The organism is Nocardia sp. NPDC004415, assembly GCF_053602435.1.
In genome coordinates, this window is record NZ_JBSGDP010000005.1 from 112,830 (window position 1) to 127,930 (window position 15,101).

Below are 15,101 nucleotides of genomic sequence, written 5' to 3' on the forward strand. Positions count from 1 at the left end.
ATGCCGCGGCGGGCTCCGTCTTCGTGACGGGGTCCGCCGCATCGTTTTGTGGTGACAGGCGGGCGCGGCTGATAGGTCATGGTGTAGACCGGAGTCCATGAGTGAACTGTCGCTGGCCGATCTCTCGCCCGAACTGATGAACGAGGCGAGCAAAGGCACCTTCACCGATCTGATCGGATTGCGCTACACCGAGATCTCCGCCGATCGGGTGCGCGGGGAGTGGGAGGTGCGTCCGCAGCTGTTCCAGCCCGCGGGCATCCAGAACGGTGGCGTGTACTGCACGGTCATCGAGACGCTGGCCAGCGTCGGTGGCGGGGTGTGGTTCGGGGACCGCGGGTCGGTGGTCGGGGTCAACAACAACACCGACTTCCTGCGCGCGGTCAGCAAGGGCGTGCTCACCGGGGAGGCCACCCCGATCCATCGCGGCCGCACCCAGCAGCTGTGGGTGGTGGTGATCACCGATGCCGAGGGGCGCACGGTCGCGCGCGGTCAGGTCCGGTTGCAGAACCTGTCGGCCTGACCGGCCCGGCGCGTCACCCCTCGGTGGTAACGCGCCAGCCGCCGCGGTCGAGCACGTGGGTGATCAGGGCGCCGATGTTCCACGCGTCGTCCTCGCCGCGGTGGTGCCTGCCCTCGAGCGGCAGCTCGGCGATGCCCAGCGCGCCCGCCATGCCCTGGCGTCTGCGCAGGCCGTAGGACTCGGCGAAGACCTGCTTGGCATTGGTGTGTCGCGGGCCGAACGGATAGGGCACCCCGGTCTCGGCGCACTGGACGAAGAACTGCTTGCGGTCGTAATCGCCCCAGCTCGCCCACGGCCGTGTCCCGGCCGCGAAGTCCGTCGTCAGGACGCGGCACGCCTCGGCGAACTCGACACCGGTGTCGACCTGCTGCCGGGTCAGGCCGGTGAGCTCGGTGCAGAACTCGCCGACGGTGGAACGGGTGGGGCGCACGAGGATGCCGTGCTTGCTCACCCGCGTGTGGGTCGCGAGGTCGACCACGGTGAGGCCGATCTCGATGATCTCGCTGGTCTGGCCGGGCGGGGGAGAACCCGTCCAGCAGGTGGCCTCGATGTCGACCACGTTCAACAATCCGGAATCCGTCCGCATGTCCGCTACCGTACGGGCGGGTTCGCTTGGGCTTCACCGGTTTTCCCGGTCGGTGCGCGACGCGGCCGCGCGGTGGTGGTCCGCTGGGCGGCGGGTTCGGGACGGGCATGCCAGAATATCTGGTCACCCGCCTAGTCCATTGCCGAGGAGAGACCCGATGCGCCTGTCGCCGCACGAGCAGGAACGGCTGCTGCTGAGTTACGCGGCCGAACTGGCGCGCCGCCGACAGGCCAGGGGGCTCAAGCTCAACCATCCCGAAGCCGTCGCGCTGATCACCGATCACGTCCTCGAAGGCGCCCGCGACGGGCGGACCGTGGCCGAGCTGATGTCCTCGGGCCGTTCGGTGCTCAGCCGCGACGACGTGATGGACGGCGTCCCGGAGATGATCCACGACGTGCAGGTCGAGGCCACCTTTCCCGACGGCACCAAGCTCGTCACCGTGCACCACCCGATCGGATAGGCGAGGGCCGTGATTCCCGGTGAGTATCTCTGTGCCGAGGGCATGATCGAGCTGAACGCGGGCGCGGTGCGCGTGCAGCTCGAGGTCGTCAACACCGGCGACCGGCCGGTGCAGGTGGGCAGCCACGTGCACTTCCCGCAGGCCAACGCCGCCCTGGACTTCGACCGCGCCGCCGCGTACGGCCACCGCCTCGACATCCCGGCGGGCACCGCGGTGCGCTTCGAACCCGGTCTGCCGCAACGGGTCTCGCTGGTCCCGCTGGGCGGCACCCGCGAGGTGTACGGCATCAGCGCGGACGCGCCGGGCCGCCTGGACGCGACCAGTCAGGAAGAGAACCGATGAGCGAACTCAGCCGCGCCCGCTACGCCGAGCTCTTCGGGCCGACCACCGGCGACCGGGTCCGCCTGGCCGACACCGACCTGTTCGTCGAGATCACCGAGGACCGCAGCGGCGGACCCGGGCTGGCGGGCGAGGAAGCCGTCTTCGGCGGCGGCAAGGTGCTGCGCGAGTCGATGGGCCAGTCGCGCGCCACCCGCGCCGACGGCGCGCCCGACACCGTGATCACCGGGGTGATCGTCATCGACCACTGGGGCGTCATCAAGGCCGACGTCGGCATCCGCGACGGTCGCATCTGCGCCCTCGGCAAGGCGGGCAACCCCGACACCATGTCGGGTGTGCATCCGGATCTGGTGGTCGGTCCGTCCACCGAGATCATCGCGGGCAACGGGCGCATCCTCACCGCGGGCGCCATCGACTGTCACGTGCACTTCATCTGCCCCCAGCTGCTCGACGAGGCGCTCGGCGGCGGCATCACCACCCTCATCGGCGGCGGCACCGGCCCCGCCGAGGGCTCCAAGGCCACCACCGTCACCCCCGGGTCCTGGCACCTGGCGCGGATGATGGAAGCGCTCGACCACTGGCCGATGAACATCGTGCTGCTCGGCAAGGGCAACACCGTCAGCAGCGAATCCATGTGGGAGCAGTTGCGCGGCGGCGCTTCGGGATTCAAGCTGCACGAGGACTGGGGCTCCACCCCGGCCGCGATCGACGCCTGCCTGAAGGTCGCCGACGCCTCGGGCGTGCAGGTGGCGCTGCACTCCGACACCCTCAACGAGGCCGGATTCGTCGAGGACACCCTCGCGGCCATCGCCGGGCGCGGCATCCACGCCTACCACACCGAGGGTGCCGGCGGCGGGCACGCGCCCGACATCATCACCGTCGCTTCGCATCTCAATGTGCTGCCCAGCTCCACCAACCCGACCCGGCCGCACACCGTCAACACCCTCGACGAGCATCTCGACATGCTCATGGTCTGCCACCACCTGAGCCCGTCGATCCCCGAGGACCTGGCCTTCGCCGAATCCCGCATCCGTCCCTCGACCATCGCCGCCGAGGACCTGCTGCACGACCTGGGCGCCATCTCGATGATCGGCTCGGATTCCCAGGCCATGGGCCGCATCGGCGAGGTGGTGATGCGCACCTGGCAGACCGCGCACGTGATGAAACGCCGCCGCGGCGCCCTGCCCGGCGACGGCGCCGCCGACAACGCGCGCGTGCAGCGCTACATCGCGAAATACACCATCTGCCCGGCGGTCGCGCACGGCCTCGACGACGAGATCGGATCGGTGGAGGTCGGCAAGCTGGCCGATCTGGTGCTGTGGGAGCCCGCGTTCTTCGGGGTGCGTCCGCACGCGGTGCTCAAGGGCGGGATGATCGCCTGGGCCGCCATGGGCGACGCCAACGCCTCGATCCCCACCCCGCAGCCGGTGCTGCCGCGCCCGATGTTCGGGGCCGCCGCCCCCGCCGCCGCGGCCACCTCGCTGCATTTCGTCTCCGAGCACGCGATCGACGACGGGCTGGCGAACCGCCTCGACGTGCGGCGGAAACTGGTGCCGGTCAAGAACGTCCGCCGGGTCACCAAGGCCGACATGCCGCGCAACGACGCCATGCCACGCATCGAGGTGGACCCCGACACCTTCACCGTCCGCGTCGACGGCGAAGTCTGGACCGAGGCGCCGGCCACCGAACTACCCATGGCCCAGCGGTACTTCCTGTTCTGACGGCGAACGCCGCCGACCACGCTGTCGGCGGCGTCCGGCGCACTGCCTCGCTCAGTCGAACGAGCAGCCGGTGACCGGCTTGTCCGCCAGCCGGTCGAGCAGGTAGGTCACCGCGTTGTCGGGGCCGAAACCGTCGATGATCTCCGGGCCGAAGTGGTTCGGGATGGTGAAGCCCGGCAGGATCGGCGGCAGTTCGTTGGTGCGGAAGGTGACCGTGGCGCCCTGGCCGCACCAGTCCTCGGCGAGACGGCGGGCCTGGCCGTAGGGGACGGTGTCGTCGTTGCGGCCGCTGGTGACGAACACCGGCGTGGTGGGCTTGCGGCTGCCCAGGCGCAGTTCGGCCAGGACCGGCCCGGCCTCGGGGATGCCCGCGAGGTGCTCGGTGAGCGAACGGCCGTCCACCGTCAGCGAATTCGTGCGCAGGAACGGGTGGTAGACGATCAGGTCGGCCACGCAGGAATCGCTGAGCGTCGCCAGCATGGCGCGGCCCTCGGGCGAGGTCACCCGGTCGACCGCGCGCTGGAGTTCCGGATAGCGCGCGAGCATGCCGTTGACCGCGAAGCCGATGGCGCCACCGATCAGCGCGCCGTCGATCTGCTTCAGGATCTCACCGAGATCGGCCACCGGGCCACCCGCCCAGGTGCCCTTGAGATTCAGCTCCGGCGCGTACTCCGGGGCCAGTTCCGCCGCGGCCGCCGTGGCGCCGCCGCCCTGGGAGTAGCCCCACAGCACCAGCGGGGTGTCCGGGCCGACACCGCCGAGCGCGTTGGCCGCCCTGGCACCGTCGAGAATCGCGTGCCCGCTCTCGAAACGGTTGGCGTAGGTGTGGATTCCGGGGGTGCCCAGGCCGATGTAGTCGGTGATCAGCACCCGGGCGCCGAGCGCGCTCCACACCGCCGAGGACGGCAGTTCCTGATTGGCCGACAGGCCCAGCGCCGGGTCGGCGGTCACCGAGACGCCGGTGGAGAACGCCACCGACATCGCGCAGCGGTCACCCTGCCCGGAGGTGCCGGGGCCGATCACCACGGTCGGGCGCGCGCCGGGGCCCTGCCAGGGATTGGTGGGCTCGATGTAGGTGCCCGACACCGCGACCGGCGACCCGTCCTGCAGCCGCGAGGTGTACATGACGTGCTGGGCCTGCGTCGGCCAGCCCGTCGCCGTCGGCGGCGTCGCCAGAATGGTCATCGGCTGCGTCTTCACGATCGCGCCGGGCGCCTCGGGCAGCTGCGCGGGCGGCACGTAGAACGCGCTGACCGGCTCGGCCACCGCCGGTCCCGCGCCGACCAGATGCCCGGCCGCCGTGGCCAGGCACACCAGTGCCGTCATCGCCACACGACTCACCGCTGAGCGTGATTGCTGCATTCCACTCTCCATCACCGTTACCCCGCCCTGTCACGGGTGTGTCCTGGGCCGCAGAACCGGGTCGTGCATGATGTACGTCACCGGAATCTGAAACCGATGCGACAGTAACACGGTTACTGTTCGGTACGAAACGGTGCGGTGCGGCCCCGGTCAGGGTGGGTGGGGATCGCGCGGCTAGGCTCGGCGCGATCCGAACGGGGCGGGTGGACAGCGCGCCCTGCCGTGTAGCGCCGGGGAGCCCCGGCAGGAGGGGACCGCAGCCATGGACGACCTGAACAACGCCGCCGACGAACTCTCGCGCTGGGCCGAGGATCTGGAACGCAAAGCACAGCGATACCAGGAACTGCACGGCAAGATGACCGAGGTCAGCGTCACCGACACCTCGGCCGACGGCCGGATCAGCGTCACCGTCGACGCCAACGGCTCCACCACCGCCATCACCCTGGCCGCCGCCGTGCGCGGCATGGACCCCACCGCCGTGGCGGCCGAGCTCATGGCCTGCACCCACCGCGCCCAGGCGCGGCTGCGCGACCAGGTCACCGGGCTGGTGCACGACATGGTCGGCACCGACGAAGCGGGCGAGGCCATCGTCGGCCAGTACGCCGAGCGCTTCCCCGATGTGGACGCCGAGCCCACCGCACCCCCCACGCCACCTGCCCCGCCCGCACCGCCCGCTGCCCCGGCCGCGCCGTGGCCCGCCGCCTCCGCGCCGGAGACCCCGGCCGGTCGCAAGCCCGACCGGGACCGGGTCGTCGCGCCGGAGGAACCGTCCGAGGAGGACATGTTCTTCCAGCGCAGGTCCTGGTTGCAGTAGTCACGCGCGAATTCCCGGGCGGCGAGGGAACCGAATCGTGGTCTGCCGCGTCCAACCTTTTCGACAGAGTGCGGAATCCAGGAAGCTCACCACGACCAGGAGGACCAGCGTGACTTGTGCGGTGAATGTCAGTACCGAGGCGATCAGGACCCATGCTCGAGCGGTGGACGGCGTAGCGGCGGGGGTGGCAGAGGCGATGGCGGCAGCGAACTATCTCGCGCACGCGGACGACGGATACGGTCCGCTGGTGCAGATCTATGCCGCGGTGACCCTCAATGATCTGCACGACGAGATCACCAGCACGCTGAGCCGGCTCAACACGCTGACCGGGGAGATGCCCGGCAAACTGACCACGGCCGCCGACACTTTCGACCAGTGTGACACCACTCGCGCCGGCGACATCGCCGGAAAGACCGCCGAGATCGAGAGGAATGTCTGACGATGGCCGACGGACCCAATGCGGTGGGGACATTCCTCAACGAGCACACGCTGCCCGGCCTGGCGAACAACTTCGACGACGGGCCCGCCCCGAAGACCGAATCCGATCTGCTGACCGATTCCGTCGACTACCGCAACGTCTACTACCAGGAGGGCAATCCGCTCCTGAACAATGTGGGCAAGCCAGGACTGAAGGAGAACAGCAAAGGGGAGACCGAGGCCGACGCCGGCATCCTCAAGGGCACGATCGCGGGTGATGTGTGGGAGAACGGATACGGGCTCTACGACGCCATGACCGGCGGCGCATCGGTTCTGGACAAGGCCGATGCCATCACGAAGGCCGCCAGCACTGGCCAGGCGGTCTCGGACGTCGTGACGATGTTCATGAAGGCGATCAAGGGCACCTCGACGCTCGCGAAATTCGATCCGTTCAATTTCCTCGGATCGCAACTGATGAGCTGGATGCTCGAGCATGTCGAACCGTTGCGCAAGACGCTGGAGTCGCTCACCGGCAGCCCCGACATGGTCCAGGGGTACTCCGATTCATGGGGGAAGATCGCCACACACCTCGAGAAGACCGCGAAAGCCTGGGGAACTGCCCTCGATTCGGGCATCGGTGCGTGGACCGGCGCAGCGGCCGAGGCGTATCGCGCCACTGCCACCGAGTTGACCGGCAAGATCGCCGAGCAGTCCGCGCTGGCACAAACACTCGCTGACGCGAACGAGGGAATGAAGCGCATCGTCGAGGCGGTCAAGGGCGTCGTCGTGGAGGTCCTCAGTGCACTCGCGGGGATGTTGGCCGAGTTCACCGCGATCATGATCGCCTCCGGGGGTACCGCTACACCCGCACTCATCTCCCGTGCGCTGTTCCAGATCTCGGCGTCGGCGACGAAGATCTCGACGCTGCTCTTCGCCATGGCGAATGCGATGGTGTCGGTGAAATCGCTGGTCCAGGCCGCCGTACAGGTCGTCCGCGGTATCGTCGAGGTCGAGACCGCGAAGGCCTAGAAGTGGCACACTGGCCTCCATGACGGACAACGACTGGGCAGGCGTCGACCGGTATCTCGTGGACTCGTTGGTCGGCGAGGAGGGCGCGCCCGCGCTGAGCGCCAATGCCGACGCGGGCCTGCCGCCGATCGACGTCTCGCCACCACAGGGCAAGTTCCTGCATCTGCTGGCCCGGACGGCGAACGCGCGCCGCGTGCTCGAGATCGGCACGCTCGGCGGGTACAGCACCGAGTGGCTGGCCAGGGCGGTCGGGCCGGAGGGCACCGTGGTGACCCTGGAGTTCGAACCGCGGCACGCGAAGGTGGCGCGGGAGAATCTGGACCGGGCGGGGATCGGGGACCGGGTCGAGATCGTCGTCGGCCCGGCGCTGGACACGTTGCCCGGTGTCGCCGAAGACCTGACCCAGCCGTTCGACCTGGTGTTCATCGACGCCGACAAGGTGAACAACTCGAACTATGTGCAGTGGGCGCTGCGGCTGACCCGGCCGGGTTCGGTGATCATCGTCGACAATGTGGTGCGCGGTGGGGCGGTGGCCGACGAGCGGACCGAGGACCCCAACGCGCGCGCCAGCCGCGAGCTGATCGACCTGCTCGCCGCCGAACCCAGCCTCGACGCGACCGTGATCCAGACGGTCGGATCGAAGGGGTGGGACGGTTTCGCCTACGCGGTGGTCAACGGTCCGGCCGCCTGAATCGGCCCCGGTTCAGCGCAGGCGGACCGGTAGTTCGCGCAGGCCGCGGATGAGCGTGCTGGTCTGCCAGTGCGGATTCGACGCGGGGTCGGCGAGGCGTAGTCCGGGATAGCGGCGCTGCAGGGCGGTGAAGGCGATCTCGGCCTCCAGGCGGGCCAGCGGTGCGCCGACGCAGAAGTGGATGCCGTGGCCGAAGGCGAGGTGTCCGCTCGCCGGGCCGTCGACGGTGAGCGCGTCGGGATCACCGAAACGGGCCGGGTCGCGATTGGCGGCCGAGAGTGCGACGTAGACGAGCTCGCCTTCGGGAATCTCGGTGTCGCCCACCGTGACCGGCTCCGCGGTGAACCGCACGGTCGCCATGTCGACGGGGCCGTCGAAACGCAGGAACTCCTCCACCGCCGCGGGCACCCCCGCCGGATCGGCCACCAGCGCCCGCCACTGGTCGGGGTGGCGCAGCAGCGCGTAGACGCCGTTGCCGATGAGGTTGACGGTGGTCTCGTGCCCGGCGACCAGCAGCAGGAACGCCATGGCCACCAGTTCGTGATCGGTGAGGCGGTCGCCCTCGTCGTCGGCGAGCACCAGGTGGGAGAGCAGGTCGTCGGCGGGGTGGGACTGTTTGGCGCGCACCAGTTCCGACAGATAGCGGGTCATCGCCTTGGCGGCCGCCGAGCGCTCCTCGTCGGCCTCGCCCGGCACGCCGACCAGGGAACGCGTCCAGGACTGGAAGTCGGCGCGGTCGGCGAAGGGCACACCGAGCAGTTCGCAGATCACCGTCACCGGAAGGGGATTGGCGAAGACGTCCATCAGGTCGACCTCGGCCGCGGTGGCCATCGTGTCCAACAGGTCCTCGGTGATCTGCTCGATGCGTGGCCGCAGGCCCGCGACCCGGCGGGTGGTGAACGCCTTGTTCACCAGTTTGCGCAGGCGGGTGTGGCCGGGCGGATCGGTGCTGAGCATGTGGGTGAGCAGCACCAGGGACTCGGGGTCGATCGGGTCGGCGTCGCGTTTGCCGTCGAGAATGGCGGCGGCGCGGGCCATGTCCTTGCGCAGGCGCGGGTCGGCCAGGGCGGCACGCGCCTCCGGATAGCCGACGATCACCCAGCGCACCACCTCGTCGGGGAAGCGGACCCGGTGGACGGGGCCGGCCGCGCGCCAGCGGCGGTAGTACGCGTGCGGATCGTCGAAGAATTCGGTGCCGAGGGACTCGATGCGGCTCGGAGCGGTGAGGTCGGCCATGTATCGACGCTACCGGCCGGTACCGGGCATGTCGACGTCTATCGTGCGGCGTGAGCGCGGAACACCGTGGTGCGGAAGGGTATTCGAGTGTTCAGCGAGCACCGGCGCGGAGCACGATCTTGCCGTCGCGGCCGGGGGTCTCCGACAGCGCCGCGGCCTCGGCGGCCCGATCCAGCCCGAACTCGGCCTGCACGTCCAGTCGCAGGGTGCCCTCGGCGGCCAGGCCGACCAGTTCGGTGATCAGGCGCAGATAGTCGGCCGGGTCGATCTCGGCGCTGCGCTGCTGACCCCAGAACCCCTTGATCACGGCCTGTTTGAAGATCACCGCGCCGGTGTCGACGACCAGCGGCTGGCCCGAGAGCGCGCCGAAGGAGACGAGTTCGCCGCGCGGGGCCAGCAGCGACAGCAACGCGCCCGCGGCGGGCCCGCTGACCTGGTCGACACCCCGGACGATCGGCTCGCCACCGGTGAGCTCGGTGGCGCGCTCGGCCCAGCCCTCGGTGTCGGTGTCGACCACCGGGCCGAAGCCCAGCCGCCCGAGCGCCTCGACCGACGCGGGGCCGCGCACCAGGCTCAGAACGTGGACGCCGCGCTGCCGGGCGAACAGGTTCAGCTGCCGTCCGACCGCGCCGTTGGCGGCGTTCACCGCGATCCACTGGCCGGGCCGCACCCGCAGGTCGTCGAGCAGCATGAGCGCGCTCAACGGCATGGCCAGCAGTTGACAGGCGGTCTCGTCGGGCACCGAGGCGGGCAGGGGGACGGCGCGGTCGGCGCGGGCGAGGAAGAAATCCGCCCAGGCGTGCTGGATTCCGGCCAGCGCGACCCGCTGCCCGACGGCGAGCCCTTCGGCGCCGGGGCCGAGCGCGTCGACGACGCCGACCGCCTCGGTGCCGGGAACGGCGGGCAGCGGCGGCCGGTAACCGTAGACGCCGCGGATGATCGCGAGGTCGTGATTGTGGATCGGCGAGAGCGTCATGGCGACGCGGACCTCGCCCGGGCCCGGCTCCGGGGTAGGCACCGTCGTGGCGGTGAGGACGTCCTTCGGATCGCCGAACCGGTCGATGACCACTGCCTGCATGTCCGCCTCCATGGTGGGTAGCGAGTTCCGCACGAGCACGATCACCGTCCATTCTGGCACCGGCGGCGGGCGCCACGCCGGGCGCCGCCGCACCGGCGCGGCGCGGAATCGGCCGCGTCGGTCCCGCGTGCCGGGCGGTCGGGCTGCTTGACTGCTGGGCGTGACATCGCAGCACGCGCGCGGCGCCGGGCGCCGGACCGTTCTGGCAACGACGACCCTGGGCCTGCTGTGCGGGCTGGCCGCCTGGCTGCTGTTCGAGTGGTGGGCCAGCGACATCGACGGTTTCGTCGTCTACGACGCGAGCTACGAACCACTACCGGAAGCCCCGCTCGACCACCCCGCCGAGAGCGGGAGCGCCGGGGTCGCCGACCTCCCGCTGCGGGTCGGTCTGGTGGCGGTGCCCGCCGTGATCGGGCTCGTCGCCGGGTGCCTCGCCGCGGCCTGCGGGGTGCGGGTGCACAGGTCTGCCGTCGCCGGGTGAGGCGGCCGAGTGTCGCGAGGCTCTAGGCCGCGGCGCGGCGGAATTCGGCACGCCAGCGGCGCAGGCCGGGGATATCGGGGCGGGGGAGCAGATCGACCCGGACGGGCGTGATGTCGCCGTCGGCGAAGGAATCGATCTCGGCGCGGGTCAGCGGCCAGGGCGGGCCCACGGTCGGCGCGGTGGTGCTGACATCGGCGACGACCAGCAGCGTCGCACCCGGCGCCAGTGCCGCGCGGATTCCGGCGATCGCCGTCGCGTGGACCTCCGGGGGCAAGGACTGGACGGTGATCGACTCGACCACCAGATCGAAGCCACCACGCCAGTCGGCGGGCGGATTCAGCAGGTCGGCGACCGTGTAGGTGACCGGCGACTGCGGAAAACGCGCCCGCGCCTCGCGGATCGCGGTGGCGGCCACGTCGAAGGCGGTGGTGCGGAACCCTTGCGCGGCCACGTGTTCGGCGTCGGTGCCGTACCCGCACCCGACCACCAGCGCGGTACCGCCGGTCGGGCCGGTGCGCTCGGCGAACCAGTCGGCCAGCAGCGGATTGGGTTCGTCGCGGTCCCACGGCACCACCGAGGTTCCCGCCGCGGCTTCGACATACAACGGTTCGAACCACCCCGTCGGATCGTCGGCGGCGAGGGCTTCGGCGGCGAGACGGCGGTCGGCGGGCAGCGGCTCGGAAGTCATCCCTCCACTGTCCCGCACCGCCGCGGCCCCGACACCGCCGGGCGGACCGGGCCGGGATGACGATGGGGGAGAAGTCAATACGCCGCAGGGCGGACCCGGATCTCGCCGCTCTGCGACCGGAGATCGCTCGTGTGGGCGACGACCGGGACCGCGGGACTTCCTAGGCTCGATCCATGGCAGAGGCACTCGGGACCCGGACACCCACGGCATCGTCCGGGCGGCGCATCGCCGAGATCGACATCCTGCGCGGCTTCGCGCTGTTCGGCATCCTGATCACCAATGTCATCGTGGCGACCACCCTGTGGACGGCGGTCGGTCCCCGCGACAAGCCGGTGTCGCTGTTCGACGGCACCGCCGACCAGCTGGTGCGCGCCACCGTCGACGCGCTGTTCACCGGTCGGTTCTATCTGCTGTTCGCCTTCCTGTTCGGCTACTCGTTCACCTTGCAGATCGCCGCGGCCGAACGCGCCGGTGCCGCCCCGGCCGGTCGGTTGCTGCGCCGGTGCGCCGCGCTGCTGGTCATCGGGCTACTGCACGTGTACTTCCTGTGGGTCGGCGACATCCTCACCCTCTACGCCGTGCTGTGCCTGATCCTGATCTCGCTGCGCAAGCTGCGCCCGCGCACCGCGGTGATCACCGGCGCGGTGCTGTATCTGCTGTCGTCGGTGTTCAGCTTCCTGCCCGGGCAGGGCAGCATTCTCGGGCTGAGCGAGTTCATGAACCTGCCCGCCATCGCGGCCGACTACACCGGCACCTTCGGCCAGACCTTCGCCGTGCAGACCGGTCTCGCCCCGGCATTCGTGCTGCTGATCTGGATCGGGCAGGGCGTGCCGAGCCTGGCGATGTTCCTGCTCGGAACGGCCGCGGGCAAACGCATGCTCTTCGAGGACACCGAGACGCTGCGTCGCTGGTCGCCGCGCGTGCTGCTGCTCGGCTTCGGCCTCGGCCTGCCCATCTCGGCCGCGACCTTCGCCGACGCCATGCACTGGTGGGACGGTCCCGACCTGGTGCACGGCCTGCAGTACCTCGTCGCACCCGCCATGACCTTCGCCTACGTGGCCCTGGTTTTGCGGTTCGCGCGCTCGGCCCGCGCCGGCCGCGTCACCGCGCTGCTCGCGCCCGCGGGACGGATGGCGGCCACCAACTACATCGGGCAGTCGGTCGTGCTCATGCTCGTCTACACCGGCTACGGGCTCGCCCTGGCCGACGACATCCCGCCGCTCGGCGTCGTCGCCGTCGCCCTGGTGACCTTCGCGGCACAGCTCGCGCTGAGTTCCTGGTGGTTGCGCGGGCACCCGTACGGCCCGGTGGAGTGGGTGCTGCGGGCGGCCACCTATCTGCGCGTCCCGCCCTGGCGCAAGTCCGCGACGACCTAGCGTGCCTGCGTGGCGGCGGCCCTGGCGGCGAAACCGTCGCACAGGGCATCGAGGCCGAGGAACAGCAGGTCCTCGGAGGTGAGCTCGCTGACCCCCGCGCCGTGCAGGTCCATCAGGGCGGGCGGCACCGGGAAGGTGGGCTTGCCGTCGAGGAGGTCGCGCAGGCCGTTGGTGTCGTCGGTGGCGGTGCGCTTGCGGGCCAGCAGCGAACCGCCGACCACCGGCAGGCTCGCGCCGGAGATGTAGTTCCACACGGTGAACGCCATGGTCGTCGCCTCGCGGGTGGACACGTCGAGCGCGCGCAGCCCCTCGACCAGCCAGGCCAGGCTCGCCAGCCCCTGTGGGCCGAAGCTGTAGCGGGGCACCGCGAAGGTGAGCAGCACCCACGGATGCTGCTGGTAGAGCTGCCAGTCGATCTCGGCGGCGATGCGGACCCGGTCGCGCCAGGTCCATTCCTTGCCCGCCGGATCGGGGTAGGGGTGACGGGCGGCGATCTCGTCGGTCATCTCCGCGATGAGCTCGTCCTTGCCCGCCACGTGCCGGTACAGCGACATGGTGCCCACATCGAGCCGGTCGGCGATGCGGCGCATCGACACCGCGTCCAGGCCGTCGGCGTCGGCCAGGGCGATCGCGGCGTCGACGATCGCGGTGCGGGTGAGCTTCGCATAAGTCATCCCATGACTCACTTTCCGTTTTCCACTTCTGTGCGTACACTGTACCCGTTCTCCGCGTACGGTGTACGCAAACCCCTGGAAGGATGTCGGAATGACGAAGCTGGAACCGGCGCTGCCCACCGCGGCCGTCGGTGGACGCCGCGCATGGCTCGGTCTGGGCGTGCTGCTGCTGCCGGTGCTGCTGGTGTCGATGGACATCTCGGTGCTGTTCCTCGCCATGCCGACGCTGACCGTCGACCTGGATCCCAGTGCCTCCCAGCAACTCTGGATCCTCGACATCTACGGATTCATGCTGGCGGGCCTGCTCATCACCATGGGCAATCTCGGCGACCGGATCGGCAGGCGCAACATCCTGCTCGCCGGCGCCGCCGTCTTCGGCCTGGCCTCGGTGCTGGCCGCCTTCGCACCCAGCGCCGCGGTGCTCATCGCCGCGCGGGTGCTGATGGGCATCGGCGGCGCGACGCTGCTGCCGTCGAGCCTGGCGCTGATCTCCAACCTGTTCCCCGACGCCCGGCGCCGCGCCACGGCCATCGGCATCTGGACCGCGTTCTTCGCCGGTGGATCGGCGGTCGGGCCGATCATCGGCGGGCTGCTGCTGCACCACTTCTGGTGGGGCTCGGTGTTCCTGATCAACATCCCGGTGCTGGCCGTGCTGCTGGTGTTCGGCCCGTTCCTGCTGCCCGAACACCGCTCGGCCGCGCTGGGCCCGATCGACCTGCCCAGCGTCGCGCTGTCCATCGGCGGCATCCTGCCGCTGGTGTACGGGATCAAGCACATCGCCGCGGAGGGCCTTGACCTGGTCTCGGTGCTGATCGGCGCGATCGGCCTGGCGCTGCTGGTGCTGTTCGTGCGCAGGCAGCGCAGGCTGGCCGAACCGCTGCTGGACCTGTCGCTGTTCGGCAGGCCGCTGTTCCGGGTGGCGATCGGCGCGAGCACCGTGGGCATGATGTCGCTGGCGGCGATGAGCTACCTGACCAGCATCTACCTGCAGTCGGTCACCGGGCGTGACGCGCTGCAGGCGGCGCTGCTGGGCATCCCGATGGCGGTCGCGGTGTTCGTCTTCTCGATGAGCGGCGCCAGGGTGGGCCTGCGCTGGGGTGTGCGGGCGGCGTTCACCCTGGCCCTGACGCTCTCGGCGATCGGCAACCTGATGCTGCTCGGCGTCGGGGTCGACGGCGGGCTGATGTGGTACGTCGCCGGCTCGGTGATCGCCGGTGTCGGCTACGGCATCTCGTTCACGCTCGTCTCCGACGTCGCGGTGTCGGCGGTGCCCGCCGAACGCGCGGGCTCGGCCGTCGGTATCTCCGAGACCAGCTTCGAACTCGGCAACTCGCTGGGTCTGGCGCTGCTCGGTTCGCTGGCCGCGCTGGTCTTCCGCTCCGGCGGCGACTTCGGGGAGACCCTGGGGGAGACCGTCGCGCACTCCGGCGACGACGCCGGGCTGATCGCGGCCGCGCGCGAATCCTTCGTCAGCGGCATGCACGTGGCCACCACCGGCGGTGCGCTGCTGCTGCTCGGCATGGCCGTGGTGGCCTGGCGCTCGGCGCGCACCGGCCGCTGAGGCGAGGGCCGGGCGTGGTGGCCCTCGCCACCGCGCCCGATCGCCCTCGGCGGGCGGATGTCCGGTCC

17 protein-coding genes are annotated in these 15,101 nt (G+C 70.5%); 11 read left to right on the top strand and 6 right to left on the bottom strand.

Annotation, left to right across the window (positions count from 1 at the left end):
- Nucleotides 1-136: 136 nt before the first annotated feature.
- Nucleotides 137-520: a PaaI family thioesterase gene (locus tag ACWEMY_RS04115; protein WP_452388837.1), complete on the top strand. Its 384-nt coding sequence runs from the start codon at nucleotides 137-139 to the stop codon at nucleotides 518-520.
- A 13-nt stretch (nucleotides 521-533) separates the two neighbouring features.
- Here ACWEMY_RS04115 and ACWEMY_RS04120 read toward each other — a convergent pair whose 3' ends face one another.
- Entirely contained in the window at nucleotides 534-1,106 is a 573-nt protein-coding gene (locus tag ACWEMY_RS04120; protein ID WP_452388800.1) for an exonuclease domain-containing protein, read from the bottom strand.
- 157 nt (nucleotides 1,107-1,263) lie between these two features.
- Here ACWEMY_RS04120 and ACWEMY_RS04125 point away from each other — a divergent pair, with 157 nt between their 5' ends.
- Genes ACWEMY_RS04125 through ACWEMY_RS04135 form a run of 3 tightly spaced genes read left to right on the top strand, consistent with a single transcriptional unit; the run spans nucleotide 1,264 to nucleotide 3,626 of the window.
- On the top strand, nucleotides 1,264-1,566 hold the full coding sequence (locus ACWEMY_RS04125) for an urease subunit gamma (protein ID WP_452388801.1): 303 nt from the start codon (nucleotides 1,264-1,266) through the stop codon (nucleotides 1,564-1,566).
- Between the two features lie 9 nt (nucleotides 1,567-1,575).
- A complete protein-coding gene (locus ACWEMY_RS04130) occupies nucleotides 1,576-1,908 on the top strand; it encodes an urease subunit beta (protein ID WP_452388802.1) in 333 nt (110 codons plus the stop codon).
- Nucleotides 1,905-3,626, top strand: a complete 1,722-nt coding sequence (locus ACWEMY_RS04135; RefSeq protein WP_375928431.1) for an urease subunit alpha — start codon at nucleotides 1,905-1,907, stop codon at nucleotides 3,624-3,626. Before ACWEMY_RS04130 ends, ACWEMY_RS04135 begins: the two co-directional genes overlap by 4 nt.
- Nucleotides 3,627-3,677: 51 nt before the next feature.
- Here the strand turns inward: ACWEMY_RS04135 and ACWEMY_RS04140 are convergent, their stop codons facing one another.
- Nucleotides 3,678-4,988 carry a lipase family protein gene (locus tag ACWEMY_RS04140; RefSeq protein ID WP_452388803.1) on the bottom strand — a complete coding sequence of 437 codons (1,311 nt, stop codon included), beginning with the start codon at nucleotides 4,986-4,988 and terminating at the stop codon, nucleotides 3,678-3,680.
- 262 nt (nucleotides 4,989-5,250) lie between these two features.
- Here ACWEMY_RS04140 and ACWEMY_RS04145 point away from each other — a divergent pair, with 262 nt between their 5' ends.
- From ACWEMY_RS04145 to ACWEMY_RS04160, 4 genes are all read left to right on the top strand, one after another.
- Nucleotides 5,251-5,802: a YbaB/EbfC family nucleoid-associated protein gene (locus ACWEMY_RS04145; protein ID WP_452388804.1), complete on the top strand. Its 552-nt coding sequence runs from the start codon at nucleotides 5,251-5,253 to the stop codon at nucleotides 5,800-5,802.
- Between the two features lie 121 nt (nucleotides 5,803-5,923).
- Nucleotides 5,924-6,241, top strand: a complete 318-nt coding sequence (locus ACWEMY_RS04150) for a type VII secretion target (RefSeq protein ID WP_452388838.1) — start codon at nucleotides 5,924-5,926, stop codon at nucleotides 6,239-6,241.
- Between the two features lie 2 nt (nucleotides 6,242-6,243).
- On the top strand, nucleotides 6,244-7,248 hold the full coding sequence (locus tag ACWEMY_RS04155; RefSeq protein WP_452388805.1) for a hypothetical protein: 1,005 nt from the start codon (nucleotides 6,244-6,246) through the stop codon (nucleotides 7,246-7,248).
- Between the two features lie 19 nt (nucleotides 7,249-7,267).
- The gene (locus ACWEMY_RS04160) at nucleotides 7,268-7,939 is read left to right on the top strand and encodes an O-methyltransferase (protein WP_452388806.1); all 672 of its coding nucleotides are present in this window, start codon (nucleotides 7,268-7,270) and stop codon (nucleotides 7,937-7,939) included.
- A 12-nt stretch (nucleotides 7,940-7,951) separates the two neighbouring features.
- On the opposite strand, the gene ACWEMY_RS04165 is transcribed toward ACWEMY_RS04160, so the two are convergent.
- A complete protein-coding gene (locus ACWEMY_RS04165) occupies nucleotides 7,952-9,175 on the bottom strand; it encodes a cytochrome P450 family protein (RefSeq protein WP_452388807.1) in 1,224 nt (407 codons plus the stop codon).
- 91 nt (nucleotides 9,176-9,266) lie between these two features.
- Nucleotides 9,267-10,253 carry a zinc-binding dehydrogenase gene (locus tag ACWEMY_RS04170; protein WP_452388808.1) on the bottom strand — a complete coding sequence of 329 codons (987 nt, stop codon included), beginning with the start codon at nucleotides 10,251-10,253 and terminating at the stop codon, nucleotides 9,267-9,269.
- Nucleotides 10,254-10,413: 160 nt separating this feature from the next.
- Between ACWEMY_RS04170 and ACWEMY_RS04175 the strand changes: the two genes are divergently transcribed.
- Complete coding sequence (locus ACWEMY_RS04175; RefSeq protein ID WP_375928417.1) at nucleotides 10,414-10,734, top strand: hypothetical protein; 321 nt, start codon at nucleotides 10,414-10,416, stop codon at nucleotides 10,732-10,734.
- Nucleotides 10,735-10,756: 22 nt separating this feature from the next.
- On the opposite strand, the gene ACWEMY_RS04180 is transcribed toward ACWEMY_RS04175, so the two are convergent.
- A complete protein-coding gene (locus ACWEMY_RS04180) occupies nucleotides 10,757-11,422 on the bottom strand; it encodes a class I SAM-dependent methyltransferase (RefSeq protein ID WP_452388809.1) in 666 nt (221 codons plus the stop codon).
- Between the two features lie 173 nt (nucleotides 11,423-11,595).
- On the opposite strand from ACWEMY_RS04180, the gene ACWEMY_RS04185 reads away from it, so the two are divergent.
- Complete coding sequence (locus ACWEMY_RS04185; RefSeq protein ID WP_452388810.1) at nucleotides 11,596-12,798, top strand: DUF418 domain-containing protein; 1,203 nt, start codon at nucleotides 11,596-11,598, stop codon at nucleotides 12,796-12,798.
- On the opposite strand, the gene ACWEMY_RS04190 is transcribed toward ACWEMY_RS04185, so the two are convergent.
- Nucleotides 12,795-13,472: a TetR/AcrR family transcriptional regulator gene (locus ACWEMY_RS04190; RefSeq protein WP_452388811.1), complete on the bottom strand. Its 678-nt coding sequence runs from the start codon at nucleotides 13,470-13,472 to the stop codon at nucleotides 12,795-12,797. The two genes, ACWEMY_RS04185 and ACWEMY_RS04190, sit on opposite strands and share 4 nt — an antisense overlap.
- A 91-nt stretch (nucleotides 13,473-13,563) precedes the next feature.
- Here ACWEMY_RS04190 and ACWEMY_RS04195 point away from each other — a divergent pair, with 91 nt between their 5' ends.
- Nucleotides 13,564-15,033, top strand: a complete 1,470-nt coding sequence (locus tag ACWEMY_RS04195; RefSeq protein ID WP_452388812.1) for an MFS transporter — start codon at nucleotides 13,564-13,566, stop codon at nucleotides 15,031-15,033.
- Nucleotides 15,034-15,101 lie beyond the last annotated feature (68 nt).